We start from the raw sequence: 15,412 nt of genomic DNA, 5'->3' as shown, positions 1-15,412 counted from the left end.
GACGCTCAATCCACCCGAACCAATACCGATTTTAAAGGAGCAACACACCTCATGGCGCTTTTTTGGGTTCCTCTGCTTACATGCTCTGGTAGCCTGGCGGCACTGTTTACGCAACGGCTTGGCCGCAGTGCCTGCGTTGCTATCAGCGCACTGTTCCCGGCGATGGCGCTTGCCATCATCCTGATGCATACCAAGCAGGTGTTTGACCTTGAGCAAATCCGCTTCACCGCCAGCTGGATCCCCGCTCTGGGGCTCGATCTGTCATTCCGGCTCGATGGCCTTTCATTCCTGTTTGCCATTCTGATTCTGGCCATTGGCCTGCTGGTTATGCTCTATGCCCGCTATTACCTGTCGGCGCATGAAGCCGCGGGCAGGTTCTATGCCTACCTGCTGCTGTTCATGACCGCCATGGTGGGCATTGTGCTTTCCAACAATGTGCTGCAGATGTGGTTCTTCTGGGAGCTCACCAGCCTAACCTCCTTCCTGCTGATCAGTTTCTGGAATCACCGCAGCGATGCCCGCAAGGGTGCACGCATGGCGCTGGCGATTACCGGTGCCGGCGGCCTCGCACTGTTAGCCGGCCTGCTGCTGATGGGTCAAGTGGTCGGTTCATACGATCTGGACGTCATTCTGAACAGCAGAGAGCTGATTCAGAGCTCTGAAAGCTACCTGATCATGTTAATCCTGGTGCTGATCGGCGCCTTTACCAAATCGGCGCAGTTCCCGTTTTTCTTCTGGCTGCCACATGCCATGGCCGCACCAACGCCAGTCAGTGCTTACCTGCACTCGGCGACGATGGTCAAGGCCGGTATTTTCCTGATGGCACGGATGTTCCCGGTACTGGCCGGTACCGAAGCCTGGTTCCTGCTGGTCAGCGTCACTGGCTTGCTGACCCTGCTGATCGGCGCCTATGTGGCGCTGTTCAAGCACGATCTGAAGGGCCTGCTGGCCTATTCCACGGTCAGCCACCTGGGTCTGATCACCCTGTTGCTCGGCTTAGGTACCGATCTGGCGGCAGTGGCGGCGGTTTTCCACATCATCAACCACGCCACATTCAAGGCCTCGCTGTTCATGGCGGCGGGCATTATCGACCATGAATCGGGCTCGCGGGATATGCGCAAGCTGAACGGCCTGTTCAAGTACATGCCGATCACCGCCACGCTGGCGATGGTCGCTTCGGCAGCGATGGCCGGTGTGCCGCTGCTCAATGGCTTCCTTTCCAAGGAGATGTTCTTTACCGAAACGCTGCAGCAGAGCACGCTGGGCTCTATTTCGTGGATGATTCCGGTGTTCGCCACCATCGGCGCAGCCTTTTCTGTCGCCTATTCGCTGCGCTTTATTCACGATGTCTTCTTCAATGGCACGCCGGGCGATCTGCCGAAAACCCCGCACGAGCCGCCCCGCTACATGCGCGTTCCGGTCGAAGTGCTGGTGGCGCTGTGTCTGATTGTCGGTATTTTCCCGGAGGCAACCGTTGGCAAGCTGCTGGCTTCGGCTTCGATCGCGGTGCTCGGTGGCGATTTACCTTACTACCATCTGCACATATGGCACGGCTTTAATCTGCCTCTGGTGATGAGCATTCTCGCCATGGCCGGCGGTGCCGCCATTTACTTCAACCGCCACGTTCTGTTCCGTATTCAGGCTAATTTCGCCGAGAAGAACGAAAGCGTCATCTTTGATAACGCGGTTAAAAAGCTGCGCGATGCCAGCCGCTGGCTGATGGATGGAATCGATACCGGTGCTACGCAGCGCTCAGTGTTCTGGCTGCTGTTCCTGGCGCTGGCGTTCACACTGCCACCGCTGATGGGGCTGAATTCAACCGCTGGGCTGCGCCCGCAACTGCCGCTCGACCCGGTGATGATCGCCGGTGCCACGCTGCTGTGTGTGTGCTCAGTGGCTACGGTCATCTGGCACAATAACCGGCTGTTGTCGCTGCTGCTGCTGTCTGTCGTCGGGCTGATCGTGTCCATTTCGTTCGCGCTGTTCTCAGCCCCGGATCTGGCCCTGACTCAACTCTCAGTCGAGGTGGTAACCATTATTCTGCTGCTGCTGGCGTTGTACTTTTTGCCCCAGTATGTGCGCAACCACTCCTCACCGGGGCTGATCGTGCGCGATCTGTCGGTGTCGGTGCTGATCGGCGGTGTTGTCGGCACGCTGACCTACGCCATGATGACGCGCCCGCTCGACAGCATTGCCGAGTTCTACACCGCCAACGCCAAGCTGCTGGGCGGTGGTACCAATATTGTTAACGTGATCCTGGTCGACTTCCGCGGCTTCGATACCTTTGGTGAAATCACGGTACTGGCCATCGCCGCCATCGGCATCTACAAGCTGATCGCGCGTATGCGCCTGTTCCAGCCATCGGCCAATATCGAGGGCATCCCCTGGGCCAAAGACAAGCATCCCTTTATGTTCGAGATAATCTCTCAGGCACTGCTGCCGCTGGCACTGATGGTTTCCTGCTATATCTTCCTGCGCGGCCATAACCTGCCCGGCGGCGGCTTTATTGCCGGCCTGATCACCTCGGTGGCGATCATTCAGCAGTATATTGCCCACGGTAACGACTGGCTGGTGCCGCGCATCAAGCTGAACTACCTCACCCTGCTCAGCAGCGGTTTATTGATTGCCTTTATTACCGGCGTCGGTGGCTTTATTTGGCAACAGCCGTTCCTGAAAAGCTGGCACGACTACGTCGACATCCCGTTTATTGGTGAAATCGAGCTGGCCAGCGCCATGGGCTTTGATCTCGGTGTTTATCTGACAGTGATTGGATCTTCAATGATGATACTTGCAAACCTCGGTGGTCTGACCACCGCCGACCGGTTAAGACCTCAAAACAGGGAGGCGAAATAATGGAGCTGCTGTTCGCTTTCTGCGTGGGCACCATGACCAGCTGCGGCGTTTATCTGGCGCTGCGCGGTTCAACCTTCAGCGTTGTACTGGGGCTTACCCTGCTTTCTTACGCGGTTAACCTGTTCCTGTTTGCCGGCGGCCGGTTGATGGTAAATGCCGCCCCCATACTGAAAACCGGTGAACAAATTACCGACCCGCTGCCGCAGGCACTGGTGCTGACCGCCATTGTGATCGGCTTCGCCATGACCGCCTTTATTGTCATTCTGGCCATGCGCGCACGTGCCGATTTGGGTAACGATCATGTCGATGGCGATCCGCCGGATTTCCCCAAAGCCAAGCGCGGAGGTGACAACCGCTCATGAGTCACCTACCCATACTTCCCGTTTTAGTTCCGTCTCTGGCGGCCATTATCATGCTGTTGCCACCGCTGGCTAAGAGCGTTAGCCGTCAGCGCACTATCGCCTGGCTGGCATTCGCCATCATGGCGGTTGTCTGCTGGCAGTTGGTCGCCAGCGTCAGCCACGGCACCACCATCTATGTGCTCGGTGGCTGGCAGCCGCCGTTTGGCATCATGCTGCTGGTCGATCATCTCTCGGTGATGCTGGTGGTGTTAACCACCTTTTTGGCGTTCTGCGCCTGCCTGTACGGCTCTGCCGGCGAAGAGCTGACCGGCCGCTTCTTTTACCCTCTGTTCATGTTCCAGCTGATGGGGATTAACGGTGCATTCCTGACCGGCGACATCTTCAACCTGTTCGTGTTCTTCGAGGTGCTGCTGATTGCCTCCTATGCCCTGCTGATTCATGGCGGTGGCAAAGAGAAGACCGGCGCCGCCTTCCATTACATTACCCTGAACCTGCTCGGCTCAGCGTTCTTCCTAATTGCACTGGGTACGCTGTATGGCACCCTGGGTACACTGAACATGGCCGATATGGCGGCAAAAGTAGCCACTCTGCCACCGGAAGAGCAGGCCATTACCAAGGCCGGCGCCTTATTGCTGCTGTTGGTGTTTGGCCTGAAATCGGCCATGCTGCCGCTGCACTTCTGGCTGGCGAAAACCTATTCTGCCGCGCCTCCGCCTGTGGCGGCACTGTTTGCCATCATGACCAAAGTTGGTCTCTATTCTATCTTCCGGGTCTTTGGCGGCATTTTCGGCGCCGATGCCGGCGCCCTGGCCAACATGGCCGATGCCTGGATTTGGCCGCTGGGGCTGGCCACCATTGTGATCGGCTCGCTGGGGGTACTGGCGTCGCCATCGCTGCGCCTGCTGGCTGCAAACGTCATTATCGTTTCCGTGGGCACCCTGCTGCTCAGCTTTGTGGTTTCCGATGGCCAATCGCTCAGTGCCGGGCTGTATTATCTGGTGCACTCCACGCTGGTGGGCGGTGCGTTGTTCCTTATTGCAGACCTGATCAAGGTGCAGCGCGGCAGTGCCCAGGACAGGTTTGTTATCGCCCGCGCCATGGCACAACCTGGGCTGCTCGGGGCGATGTTTTTCACCGCCGCCATCTGCGCCGTTGGCCTACCGCCACTGTCCGGCTTTGTCGGCAAGGCACTGATTCTAAACTCCATCAGCGAGCCCCTGGAACGTACCTGGGTGTGGAGCAGTATTTTGCTCAGCAGCCTGATCGCACTGGTGGTATTCAGCCGCGCGGGTACCTCGCTGTTCTGGCACCTTTCCGGTAAAAAGGCCGGCGAAACCAAGGCACAGCCGGCACAGATCGCCGCCATTGCCCTGTTGTTGCTGGTCACACCGGTGATTACCGTCTTCGCGCACCCGGTGACTGAATTTGCCCAGCAGGCCGCCAATGACATTGCTGACAGCATGCACCTTGTTCAGGACATCATTGCCCATCCGCCGGAGGTCAACTATGAAGCGCATTAAAGAAAACGCCATCGTGCCCAGCCCCTTTACCTTCCTGCTGCTGTTTATCGTCTGGCTGCTGCTGACCAATTCCTATGGCCTTGGCAACCTGCTTCTGGCGCTGTTTTTATCCATTGCCCTGCCCTGGCTGGTGCGCGATATCCGCTCCAATACGCTGCGAGTGGCCAAGCCGCTGAAAACCCCTGGCTACATTCTGATGTTACTCTGGGACATCATCGTTTCTAACGTCATCGTAGCCCAGCAGGTGCTGGGTGCCAAAGAAAACCTCAGGCCGGGCTTTGTTGCCGTGCCGCTCGATATGCGTGAGCCGCTGCCGATTACCCTGCTGGCCAGCACCATCTCGCTGACACCGGGCACAGTCAGCACCGAGGTTTCCGAGGACTACAGCACGCTCTACGTTCACGCGCTTAATGTGCCCGATGAACAAGCCCTGATTCAACAGATTAAGCAGCGCTACGAAACACCGCTGAAGGAGATTTTTGGATGCTGAGTTACGCCGCCATCTTCGTAAGTACACTGATCGGCTTTTCGCTGCTGCTTAACCTGTGGCGGTTTATAAAGGGCCCGCACATGCTCGACCGCATCATTGCGCTCGATACCATGTACATCAACGCCATCGCGCTCATTATTCTGCTGGGCATCTTTCTGGAAACCACGCTCTATTATGAAGGCGCGCTGTTGATCGCCATGCTCGGTTTTGTCAGCACCTCGGCGGTCTGTAAATTCATTTTACGCGGCGACATCATCGAGTAAGCGGCGGACGGATTAAAGGAACACACCATGATAGTTGAACTGATCAGCTCCATTTTTCTGATTATCGGGGGGGTATTTCTGCTGGTTGGCTCTGTCGGCCTGTTTCGCCTGCCCGATTTCTACATGCGTCTGCATGCACCGACCAAGGCTTCTACACTGGGTATTGGCGCCATTCTGGTGGCCTCGATCATCTTCTTTTCGTTCAAGGAAGAGGGCATCAATATTCAGGAAATGCTCATCACGCTGTTTATCTTCCTGACCGCGCCCATTACCGCGCACATGCTTTCCAAGGCGGCGTTGCACGTTCGCTTACCGACCGAACCGCACACCCTGAACCGCGATAAGGTCGAACAGATTCGCACCCGTCAGGCAGAGCCTAAGGACTAGACATCACCCTTCAGCGCCTCATGCCAGAGGCGCTTTTTCTCTTCAAAACGCATCGCTGCATAGGCCGGACTGGTGGAAGGGCAGGCAATGACCTGCAGTGACGGCTCGCTCAGCAATGGCTTGAAGTAACGGCCAAACTCTTTAGCGGCGGTACCGCCGTTGAGCAGAATTCTGGAAATAGACGGGGTTTGCGCCAGCCAGCGGTCGATGGCATTCGGCTCCATACTCGCCTTTTCAATCGCGCTATCCAGGCTGCCCTTGCGCCGGGCGCGATGCAGAACATCCCACAACGCAACCCCCTTACTGTTCAGCCCCGCCAGGCGCTGCTCGTAGGGTGCCTCTGCATCCAGTTGATAGAAATCGCAGACAATCGGCCAGAAGGCGTTACGCGGGTGGGCGTAATACTGCACCGCCTGCAATGAGGCGACACCGGGAATAGAGCCCAGAATCAGTACCGACGGCGCTTCGCCGGCGGCAATATTGAAGGATTCAATCTCACTCAAGGCCCGCTCCTTGGCTTAAACGGGTTGCAGGTTAGCGTACTGCAGCATCAATACCCGCTCGGTGCCGTCATCAAAGGCGACATGCACACGGGTTTGCGCTCCGCCGCCCTCGGCATTGGTGATGGTGCCCTCGCCAAACATGGCATGGGCAACGCGCTGACCAATGGACAGGCCGGAATCCTCCACCGCCATCTGCTGCTGCAAACCAAAGTTTGCCGGGCGCGAAACAGTGGAGCGCAGACGCACCTCATTGACCAAGCCATCGGGAATTTCACGCACAAAGCGGGACAGGCTGTTAAAGGTTTCGCTGCCATACAGGCGGCGGCTTTCCGCGTAAGTCAGTGTTAACTCTTTGCGGGCTCGGGTAATCCCCACGTAGGCCAGCCGGCGCTCTTCCTGAATGCCGCCCGGGTCGGCGATCGACATCTTGTGCGGGAACAGGTTCTCTTCCATGCCGGCCAGAAAGACGTATTCAAACTCCAAACCCTTGGCGCTGTGCAGCGTCATCAGGTTTACGCTTGGCTCGTGCTCTTCGGCCTGCGCATCACCGGCATCGAGTGAGGCTTCGCTGATAAACAACGCCAGCAGCTCGGCGGAGGAGTCATAATCCAGCTCGCTGTTGTAGCTTTGCGCGGCGGTGATCAGCTCATTCAGGTTTTCCACACGGGCACGGCCCTTTTCGCCCTTTTCCTTTTCGTGGTATTCGATCATGCCGGAGTGCTTGTTGACGTAATCGATCATCTCGCCGAGGTCATCCAGGCCCATCACCTTGCTGTCCATCTGCTCAATCAGCTCAACAAAGGCCTGCAGTGCATTGGCCGCCCGCTTGGCCAGGGCATTGTTAGCCAGTGCCAACTGCGCCGCCTGCCATAGGGAGCAGCCCTGATCACGCGCCATCACTCGCAGCGATTCAAAGGTTTTATTGCCGATGCCGCGCGGTGGCACGTTCATAATGCGCTCCATCGAGGCATCGTCCTGGCGGTTCAGCACCAGGCGCAGATAGGCCACGGCGTTGCGGATTTCCATGCGTTCATAGAAGCGTACGCCACCATAAATACGGTACGGCACCTGCAAGTGAATGAGCGCTTCTTCAAGCACGCGCGACTGGGCGTTGGAGCGATACAGCAACGCTATCTCTGTCGGGCTGGTGCCGGCAGCGATCAGTCGCTTCATTTCATCAGCAATGTAGCGCGCCTCATCCTGCTCGTTGAAGCCGGCATACAGGCGCAATGGTGCGCCCTCGTCGTCATCGGTCCACAGGTCTTTACCAAGGCGGCCATTGTTGTTGGCGATCACCGCGTTGGCGGCGTTGAGGATGTTCGCCGTAGAGCGGTAGTTCTGCTCCAGACGCACCGTTTGCGCACCGGAGAAATCCAGCTCAAAGCCCTGAATGTTCTCCACCTTGGCACCACGCCAGCCGTAAATGGACTGGTCATCATCACCCACGATGGTCAGGCTGAGCTCATTGCCCACCAGTACGCGCAACCAGGCGTACTGGATGTCGTTGATGTCCTGAAATTCGTCCACCAGCACATGGGTAAAGCGCTGTTTATAGTGCGCCAGCAATTCCGGGTTATTCAGCCACAGCTCGTGCGCGCGCAGCAGCAGTTCGCCAAAGTCAACCAAACCGCTCTGCTGGCAGATCTCTTCATAACGGGTGTAAATCGCCTTGAGCGTATCCTGATACCAGTCACCGGAGGCCACCACATACTGGGCGCGGCGGCCTTCATCCTTCTGTGCGCCGATAAACCACTGCACCTGCTTGGCCTGTATGCGGTCGTCGGTGATGTTCATCTCGGCAATGATACGCTTCACCAGCCGCAGCTGATCGTCGCTGTCCATCACCTGAAAATTCTGCGGCAGCTTGGCCTGCTGCCAGTGCGCCTTCAGCAGCCGGTGCGCCAGGCCGTGAAAGGTACCAATCCACAAGCCCTGCGAGGGTGCCTCCAGCAGCTCTTCGATGCGCCCTTTCATCTCGCGCGCGGCCTTATTGGTAAAGGTCACCGCAAGTACGCTGTATGGCGAGGCCAGGCCGGCGGCTATCAGCCAACCAATACGATGGGTCAGCACCCGGGTTTTACCGGAACCGGCGCCAGCCAGCACCAGCAGGTGCTGTGCCTCACTGGTCACCGCCGTATGCTGTTGAGGGTTGAGTTTTTCAAGCTGAAGACTGTTCATAGGGGCGCCAAATTACCGGTTGCTTAGACTGTATAAAAAAACAGGGCCCAGTTTATCAGATGCACTCGGGGGCTGTTAAGTAATGAACAAGGTCAGGAACCGCGGCTGGCAACTTCAAAGGCAGTGCTGTATCCACTTTTCGTGTGGAGGGTGTCGGAACACAACAAACGCTTGAACCTTAAACATCGGAAAAGAGCTCACTGCCACGTCTTAGGGTATAAATTTAGCCACCTTTATCACGCTTTATTGCTATCACCGGCCTATAATGCAGGAAACAGCATCGTAAGTAGTTATATGTACCCGGACAGCGAAACCCTGCGCAACCGCCGCATCAGGGTTCTTCTGGATAACTCAAAGTATTACTGGTTATCCTCAATCGTTTTAGCATTGCTTTGCCTCATTTCGACTAGCCTGTTAAGTCATAGTCTGAACAGCGTGGCCAATGCGCTCTACATTACCGTTCTTGGTCTGATCGGCCTGTACTCCGTTCACTTCAGCCAAAAACAGCTGAAGAAGGTACCGTTGTGGAGCCCTGAGCTGTGGTTTGCCTGCCTGGTTGCCGCAAACGGCGTACTCTGGGGTATTGCCGGCCGCAATGATGGTATCTATCTGACCCTGGCCATCGCCCAGGCGGCACTGGCCGGGCTGTTTCTCGCTTCGCACAACCGGTTGAGTTTCCTCAGCATTACCCTGACCGCCTTAATACCGACGCCGTTCCTGTACCTGAATGGCAACCCGATCCTGTTTCACATCTTCCTGCCGCTGATGTTGCTGATCGCCTTTATCAGCTACCACGGCCATCGCATGATGGTGCGTACGCTGCGCAACGAGCTGGAATCTGAACGGCTGACCTCACTGCTGACCCAAAACCAGTCTGAACTGCAGAAAAAGATCAAAAAACGCACCCACCAGCTGGAAATGGCCAATCAACGGCTAATTAAAGAGGTGGAGCTGCGAAAAGAGGTCAATCAGGCGCTGATCCTCAGTGAAGAGCACCTGAACCTGGCGATGACCGCTTCCGGCATCGGCTTCTGGGATTGGGACGTGCCCAACCGCAAGGTTTACCACTCCGATACCGAACGCTTTTTTGGCCGCGAAGAATCTCTGCAGTCGGGCGAATTTTCTCTGCTCGACAGCGTCTGCAAAGATGACCTGCCGGCCATCCGCCGGCTGCTGGTGCGCCACCTGAAAGATAAATCGACCTTCTATCAGGCTCGCTACCGCATCACCCTGCCCGGCTCTGACAAGATGCGCTGGCTGGAAGACAGCGGCAAGGTCACCGAGCGTGACGACAGCGGCCGTGCCCTGCGCATGATCGGCACCCGCCGCGACATCACCAAAGATATGCAGCTGCAGGAAGAGCTCAGTCTGTCTTCCAGCCTGTTCAACAACAGCTCCGAAGGCGTATTTGTACTCGACGACAAGCAGCAGTTCCGCACCTGCAACCGCGCGTTTTGCCAGATTTTCGCGCGTCAGAAGGGCGAGCTGATCGACCGGTCGCTGTTTCAGGTGATCCAGACCGATCAATCCGACCGCATTCTGCACAGTGTTGGCAACAACGATAAGTGGTACGGCGATATCGTCGCTGCCCGCCATGGCGAAGAACGCTTCCCGCTGCACCTGACGTTAACCGCCATTCGCCGTGATGACGACAGCATCTCGCATTATCTGGGCATTTGCCGCGATCAGTCCGAGTCGGATCAGAACGAACGCGAGATCAAATACCTGAACAACTACGACAAGCTAACCGGCCTGTTCAACCGCTCCTACTTCCACCAGCTGCTGAACCAGTTTCAGGAGCATCAGCCGCTGTCGGTCAATAACTATGCGGTGTGTGTACTCAACCTCGACCGCTTTAAGTCAGTCAATGAAAGCCTGGGCATCGATGTTGGCGATCAGCTGCTGAAAGACCTTTCTGCCCGGCTGAGCAACTTCTCCGACCCGGTACGCCAGGTAGCGCGTATGTCGAGTGATGAGTTCGCGATGATCATCGAATATGAAAAGGATCAGGACAGGCTCAACGTCACGCTGTCTAACCTGCTGGCGGAAATCAGCCGGCCATTCCTGGTGGGCGACCATGAGCTGATCGTCACCGCCAGTATCGGGGTCTGCTTTGTACAGAAGGGCAACCTCAGCCAATTGCTCAATCAGGCCATCGCAGCGATGAATCAGGCGCGCTACAAGGGTGGCAACAACTACCAGTTTTACCATCAGAAGCTGGCAACCTCACCGCTGGAACGGCTGCAGCTTGAAAAGTCGATGCGCAAGGCCATCGTCAACCATGAATTCTCGGTCGACTATCAGCCCAAGCTGAACCTGCTCACTGGCATTATTGATTCGGTCGAGGCGCTGGTGCGCTGGATGCATCCGCAGAAGGGCGTGATCGATCCGGAAGAATTTATTCCGCTGGCCGAAGAGACCGGCCTGATCTCTGCCATTGGCGAACAGGTGCTGAATAAAGCCTGTATGGAAGCAGCCACCTGGCGTGAGCGTGGATTCGGCGACATTTCGGTGTCGGTGAACCTGTCGAGCCACCAGATCCGCCGCGATGACCTCTACGAAGTGGTTCAAAATGCGCTGATCACCTCGTCACTGCCGGCGGAATACCTGGAACTGGAGCTGACCGAAAGCATGCTGATGGAAGACATCAGCCACGCACAGGATTTTCTCAACCAGCTGCGTTCTCTGGGCGTGCGCCTGGCGCTGGATGACTTCGGCACCGGCTATTCATCGCTCAGCTACCTGAAGCGACTGCCGATCGACACACTGAAGATCGACCGCTCCTTCGTCAACGAAGCGCGCGACGGTGAAACCAGCCCGATTGTCGAAGCGATCATGGCCATGTCTGAAAGCCTGCGCCTGTCCGTGGTGGCCGAAGGTGTGGAAACCAAAGAACAGCTGGAATACCTGAAGGGCCTGGGCTGCGATTACGCTCAGGGCTTTATTATCAGCCGGGCACTGCCGTCCTCGGAAATTCTGCCGCTGATACGCCATTCCAACCTGCAAACGCTCTCTCAAACCAGCGAGTCGGTGCACTAGCCGGCTCTATAACCATTGACGGAGAAAAGCAGGCACTTAAATTGCTTTTACATACAGGTTAATTCTTGAGCTAGAATAGATTCCTGTCTGATGACGCCATAGGATCGGCTTCACAGAAATGAAACGAAAAATCCATAGACTCGTTCAACTGATAATGTTTTCGATACATTTGAATAGCGAATTGAACTGAATTAACAACAACAAAAACAGTCACCTCGAAGGAGATTAGCTAAATGTCTACGAACCTGTATGAACTGGAACTTTCCAACCTGGAAGACTCAATACTGCACAAACCTGGAGAAGGCAGCGATTCCAAGCGCACGGAAAACCACCGTAAACTGGCGGCACGGCGAGCGATCGAAGATCATCTGGAACAGCAGCGGTTAAGAAATGAATACCAGGATCTGGATTTAGAGGTGTACCAATAAGAATTTAACGAACCCGAGCGGTTATCAGAAAGGGCACCTTGAGTGCCCTTTTTTTGTGCCGTCCGTGGACGGCATGCACAACTAACAGCGTTAAGCTGGCTGCCTCATCGCCGGCTCAATATGCGCTGGAATGGCTTTGCTCGGCAGCCCGCAGCATTTCGATATCCCGGGCACTGAACGCAATAGGCTTCAGCAACTGCCGAATGGCATCGTTGGCATTGGCATTGCCCACCCGCAGGCGCGCTTCCAGAGAGGCCGCCCAGCTTTCAAATTCACTGGTGACCAGGGCGCGTGTTTTTTCATCCATGCGTGCCAGTGTTTTTTCCGGCAGGATCAAAATACCCCAGGTGTACAACACCGGCGTATCCACCACGTAGTTGAAGCGGCTGTACCAGTTCAGCGCCAGCGCCGCCGACGGTGGCGATACCAGGGTATCGATAGCGCCGGTATCCAGCCCGGTCAGCACATCGCCAATATTCATCACCAGGTAATCGACGTTAAGCTCGGCGCTGACCTGTTGAATATCGGTGGTATTGGGCAGCCAGAGTTTGGACTGGCGGATCTCATCCATGCTGGTGACCGGTTTTTTCGACATCAGGTAAGAAAAACCACCATCAAAGGGGCCATAGGCAAGCCAGTTCAGCTCCAACAGTTCATCACGAATCACCTGATCGTAGCTTTCGCGCTTGGCATAGACCTCGTCAATGCTGTCAAAGGCAAACGGCCGGCTCAGGCCTTTAACGTCGGCCTTGATGATATCCAGCGTTCCGGAGCTGACCAGTGCGCCCTGCAACTGACCAATGCGCATCTTGCGCATCACGGTGTTGTCGTCACCCATGACGCCGCCGGGGTATAGCTTGATCAGCACCTCGCCATTGGTTTTTTCCTTCAGCTTATCCGACAGCTCAATCAGCGACTTTGCCGCATCGGAGCCCGGCGGATAGAGCGTGGAGATTTTAATTTCCGTTCGTGCACTGGCAGCAACGGACACCAGCAGTGAGAGCAAAAGTAGCGCGAATGTTCGCATGTCAAACCTCGTTTAATTTGGATATCAGCGGTCAGCCCGCCGTGCGCATTGCAGCGGCTTCGGATAAACGCGCGAGTTTACCCAGCGAATATGACCAACAGATGTCTTCACCCGTTCGACCATGACCGGGCGCAACAAGTTCCGGCCTGCAGAGTTGTTTAAAGCAATCTGCCGGCCATCAGCAGACACTGAAGCCCTGACTGCAGTACTCATCTTTCAACTTTACATAGTTGCCTGCCGAGTACTTAAAGTAACTTTTTTCTTTTTCCGTTAATGGCCGGGCTTCAACCACCGGGCTGCCCTTGTACATATAGCCGGACCGCAACCGTTTGCCCGGCGGCACCAGTGCTCCGGCGGCGATGATCACCTGATCTTCAACCGTTGCACCATCCAGCACGATGGCGCCAATACCGATCAGCACCTCGTTACCAATGGTACAGCCATGCAGGCAGACTTTGTGGCCAATGATCACGTCATCTCCGATCAGCAGCGGATAACCGCCCGGGTTATAGGCCGAGGCATGGGTGATGTGCAGCACACAGCCATCCTGCACCGAGGTTCGCTCGCCAATGCGGATACTGTGCATATCACCGCGGATGACGGCTCCGGGCCAGACAGAGCTGTCGCTGCCAATTTCGACATCGCCAATCACGCAGCTTTCTTTGCTAACCAGCACCCGCTCGGCCAGGCGCGGCTGGTGTCCGTTGAATTCATAAATCGCCAAATCGGAGTCCTTTTTCTTAGTGGGAGTCTCAGGGTAACATGGTGTTTTTCAATGCAGAGCCGCACCATGTTAAAACTTTCCAGTTTCTGGCGGAACCGTACAGAAGAAATAGCCGCAATCGACCTTGGTTCCAACTCATTCCATATGATCATAGCCAAGATTTCCAACGGTCAGCTGAGCATTATCGATCGCCTGCGAGAGCCGGTTCGGCTGGGTTATGGTTTAGATACCGATGGTCGCCTTGACGATCTGTCACAGAAGCGGGCGCTCGATTGCCTGACCCGCTTCCAGCAGCGCATTCAATACATTCCCGCCAACCGCGTGCGCGCTGTCGGTACCCGCACGCTGCGTCAGGCAAAAAATGCGGAGGAGTTTCTGCTGCGGGCCGAAAAGGCACTGGGCAACAAGATTCATGTCATCTCCGGTGTCGAGGAGGCTCGCCTGGTGTATCACGGCGTCGCCTTCGGCCTGGAAGACGATAACCAGAAGCGGTTGGTGATCGACATCGGCGGCGGCAGTACCGAGATTATTATCGGCCAGGATTATAACCCGCTGTCCATGGAATCGCTGGGCATGGGCTGTGTTTCCATTACCCGCAAGTTCTTTGAGGCTGGCGATATCACGCCCGCTCTGGTGAAGCGCGCCGATGTATTTTGCCGGCAAAAACTGGAGCCCTTCCAGCAGCGCTTTCGGCAGCAATCCTGGCAACGGGCGATCGGGTGCTCTGGCTCAATCAAGGCGGTTTCCGGTGCGCTGGAGCAACTCAACGGTCACCCGGCGGTCACCCTGGAAGGCATGGAAAAACTCATCGCCCAGTGCATTGAGGCGAAATCGATCGACAGCCTGAAGATCGCCGGCGTCGGCAGCGACCGTATGCCGGTATTCATTGGTGGCCTGATTGTGCTCAATGCCACCATGAAGGCACTGAAGATTGCCTCGCTGGAAGCCTCACCCTGGGCTCTGCGCGAGGGCCTGCTGTTCGACCTGCTCGGTCACGACAGCATATCCGATATGAAAGAGCGCTCAGTTACCGAGCTGGGCAAGCGCTTCCATGCCGACGTGCTGCACGCCGAACGCACCAGCCGGGTAGCGCTGCAACTGTTCGACAACATTCAGGATGAGCATAAATTCGATGACAACTGGCAGCGCAACCTGGCCTGGGCGAGCATGCTGCACGAGGTCGGGCTGGATATTAACCACGACGGCTACCACCGGCACGGCGGCTACATTGTTGAAAACTGCCACATGGCCGGCTTTGGCTTTGATGAGCAGAGCATCCTCGCCTGTCTGGTGCAGTTCCATCGCAAAAAGCCCGACTGGGCAAAGATAGAACAGCTGCCGGCGGAGCAACTGAACGAGTTTTATGTGGTGTTGCAGATCTTCCGTCTGGCCTGCATTCTGACCCGTGCCCGCAGTGATCTGCAGGACATCAGCTGGTCAATCAGCTTCAACGGCAAGCAGTTGCGCTTTTGTGCGCCGCCAGCCTGGTGGAACGAGCAAACGCTGGCCGCCGCTGATCTGGAGTCGGAAGTGAAATACATGAAGAAGAGCCCGGTACCGCTTTCGCTGAACCGGCCGGAAGAAGCGGAGTAGGCCGCTCAGGCAAGGGCGGGCAATTGCCCGCCTCAGGTTGTCGAT

Annotated in this window: 13 protein-coding genes; 9 read left to right on the top strand and 4 right to left on the bottom strand. The window is 56.4% G+C overall.

The window, feature by feature from the left end:
- The first annotated feature begins 51 nt into the window (after positions 1-51).
- Genes BCF53_RS02170 through BCF53_RS02145 form a run of 6 tightly spaced genes read left to right on the top strand, consistent with a single transcriptional unit; the run spans position 52 to position 5,875 of the window.
- Positions 52-2,853 carry a monovalent cation/H+ antiporter subunit A gene (locus tag BCF53_RS02170; protein WP_132699405.1) on the top strand — a complete coding sequence of 934 codons (2,802 nt, stop codon included), beginning with the start codon at positions 52-54 and terminating at the stop codon, positions 2,851-2,853.
- Positions 2,853-3,215 (top strand): Na+/H+ antiporter subunit C, encoded by a 363-nt coding sequence (locus BCF53_RS02165; RefSeq protein ID WP_132699403.1) that lies wholly within the window; start codon positions 2,853-2,855, stop codon positions 3,213-3,215. The genes BCF53_RS02170 and BCF53_RS02165 overlap by 1 nt, the downstream gene beginning before the upstream one ends.
- Positions 3,212-4,735: a monovalent cation/H+ antiporter subunit D gene (locus BCF53_RS02160; RefSeq protein ID WP_132699401.1), complete on the top strand. Its 1,524-nt coding sequence runs from the start codon at positions 3,212-3,214 to the stop codon at positions 4,733-4,735. The genes BCF53_RS02165 and BCF53_RS02160 overlap by 4 nt, the downstream gene beginning before the upstream one ends.
- Positions 4,722-5,225 carry a Na+/H+ antiporter subunit E gene (locus tag BCF53_RS02155; protein WP_132699399.1) on the top strand — a complete coding sequence of 168 codons (504 nt, stop codon included), beginning with the start codon at positions 4,722-4,724 and terminating at the stop codon, positions 5,223-5,225. The genes BCF53_RS02160 and BCF53_RS02155 overlap by 14 nt, the downstream gene beginning before the upstream one ends.
- Positions 5,219-5,488, top strand: coding sequence for a K+/H+ antiporter subunit F (locus tag BCF53_RS02150; RefSeq protein WP_132699397.1), 270 nt, complete (start codon positions 5,219-5,221; stop codon positions 5,486-5,488). Before BCF53_RS02155 ends, BCF53_RS02150 begins: the two co-directional genes overlap by 7 nt.
- A gap of 27 nt (positions 5,489-5,515) precedes the next feature.
- On the top strand, positions 5,516-5,875 hold the full coding sequence (locus BCF53_RS02145; protein ID WP_132699395.1) for a Na+/H+ antiporter subunit G: 360 nt from the start codon (positions 5,516-5,518) through the stop codon (positions 5,873-5,875).
- Here the strand turns inward: BCF53_RS02145 and BCF53_RS02140 are convergent.
- The gene (locus BCF53_RS02140) at positions 5,872-6,378 is read right to left on the bottom strand and encodes a DNA-deoxyinosine glycosylase (protein ID WP_132699393.1); all 507 of its coding nucleotides are present in this window, start codon (positions 6,376-6,378) and stop codon (positions 5,872-5,874) included. The two genes, BCF53_RS02145 and BCF53_RS02140, sit on opposite strands and share 4 nt — an antisense overlap.
- 15 nt (positions 6,379-6,393) lie before the next feature.
- A complete protein-coding gene (uvrD, locus tag BCF53_RS02135) occupies positions 6,394-8,556 on the bottom strand; it encodes a DNA helicase II (RefSeq protein ID WP_132699391.1) in 2,163 nt (720 codons plus the stop codon).
- 294 nt (positions 8,557-8,850) lie between these two features.
- Between uvrD and BCF53_RS02130 the strand changes: the two genes are divergently transcribed.
- Together BCF53_RS02130 and BCF53_RS02125 are read left to right on the top strand one after the other, a co-directional pair.
- On the top strand, positions 8,851-11,595 hold the full coding sequence (locus BCF53_RS02130) for a putative bifunctional diguanylate cyclase/phosphodiesterase (RefSeq protein ID WP_132699389.1): 2,745 nt from the start codon (positions 8,851-8,853) through the stop codon (positions 11,593-11,595).
- A gap of 233 nt (positions 11,596-11,828) precedes the next feature.
- Entirely contained in the window at positions 11,829-12,023 is a 195-nt protein-coding gene (locus BCF53_RS02125) for a PA3496 family putative envelope integrity protein (RefSeq protein WP_132699387.1), read from the top strand.
- 115 nt (positions 12,024-12,138) lie between these two features.
- Here BCF53_RS02125 and dctP read toward each other — a convergent pair whose 3' ends face one another.
- Positions 12,139-13,050, bottom strand: a complete 912-nt coding sequence (gene dctP / locus BCF53_RS02120; protein ID WP_132699385.1) for a TRAP transporter substrate-binding protein DctP — start codon at positions 13,048-13,050, stop codon at positions 12,139-12,141.
- A 178-nt stretch (positions 13,051-13,228) separates the two neighbouring features.
- Positions 13,229-13,774, bottom strand: coding sequence for a gamma carbonic anhydrase family protein (locus tag BCF53_RS02115; protein ID WP_132699383.1), 546 nt, complete (start codon positions 13,772-13,774; stop codon positions 13,229-13,231).
- A gap of 66 nt (positions 13,775-13,840) precedes the next feature.
- Between BCF53_RS02115 and ppx the strand changes: the two genes are divergently transcribed.
- Positions 13,841-15,367, top strand: coding sequence for an exopolyphosphatase (gene ppx / locus BCF53_RS02110; RefSeq protein ID WP_165901780.1), 1,527 nt, complete (start codon positions 13,841-13,843; stop codon positions 15,365-15,367).
- Positions 15,368-15,412: the final 45 nt, after the last annotated feature.

The sequence above is a fragment of the Reinekea marinisedimentorum genome, assembly GCF_004341165.1.
GTDB lineage: Bacteria > Pseudomonadota > Gammaproteobacteria > Pseudomonadales > Natronospirillaceae > Reinekea > Reinekea marinisedimentorum.
Note: the sequence above shows the minus strand (reverse complement) of the source record. Positions and strands in the feature narration are given on the sequence as shown.

What these genes read in the sequence shown, in the direction of transcription:
- dctP (WP_132699385.1), bottom strand. Translation starts at nt 13,050, where the DNA reads ATGCGAACATTCGCGCTACTTTTGCTCTCACTGCTGGTGTCCGTTGCT.
- BCF53_RS02160 (WP_132699401.1), top strand. Translation starts at nt 3,212, where the DNA reads ATGAGTCACCTACCCATACTTCCCGTTTTAGTTCCGTCTCTGGCGGCC.
- BCF53_RS02125 (WP_132699387.1), top strand. Translation starts at nt 11,829, where the DNA reads ATGTCTACGAACCTGTATGAACTGGAACTTTCCAACCTGGAAGACTCA.
- BCF53_RS02150 (WP_132699397.1), top strand. Translation starts at nt 5,219, where the DNA reads ATGCTGAGTTACGCCGCCATCTTCGTAAGTACACTGATCGGCTTTTCG.
- ppx (WP_165901780.1), top strand. Translation starts at nt 13,841, where the DNA reads ATGTTAAAACTTTCCAGTTTCTGGCGGAACCGTACAGAAGAAATAGCC.
- uvrD (WP_132699391.1), bottom strand. Translation starts at nt 8,556, where the DNA reads ATGAACAGTCTTCAGCTTGAAAAACTCAACCCTCAACAGCATACGGCG.
- BCF53_RS02130 (WP_132699389.1), top strand. Translation starts at nt 8,851, where the DNA reads ATGTACCCGGACAGCGAAACCCTGCGCAACCGCCGCATCAGGGTTCTT.
- BCF53_RS02165 (WP_132699403.1), top strand. Translation starts at nt 2,853, where the DNA reads ATGGAGCTGCTGTTCGCTTTCTGCGTGGGCACCATGACCAGCTGCGGC.
- BCF53_RS02155 (WP_132699399.1), top strand. Translation starts at nt 4,722, where the DNA reads ATGAAGCGCATTAAAGAAAACGCCATCGTGCCCAGCCCCTTTACCTTC.
- BCF53_RS02170 (WP_132699405.1), top strand. Translation starts at nt 52, where the DNA reads ATGGCGCTTTTTTGGGTTCCTCTGCTTACATGCTCTGGTAGCCTGGCG.
- BCF53_RS02145 (WP_132699395.1), top strand. Translation starts at nt 5,516, where the DNA reads ATGATAGTTGAACTGATCAGCTCCATTTTTCTGATTATCGGGGGGGTA.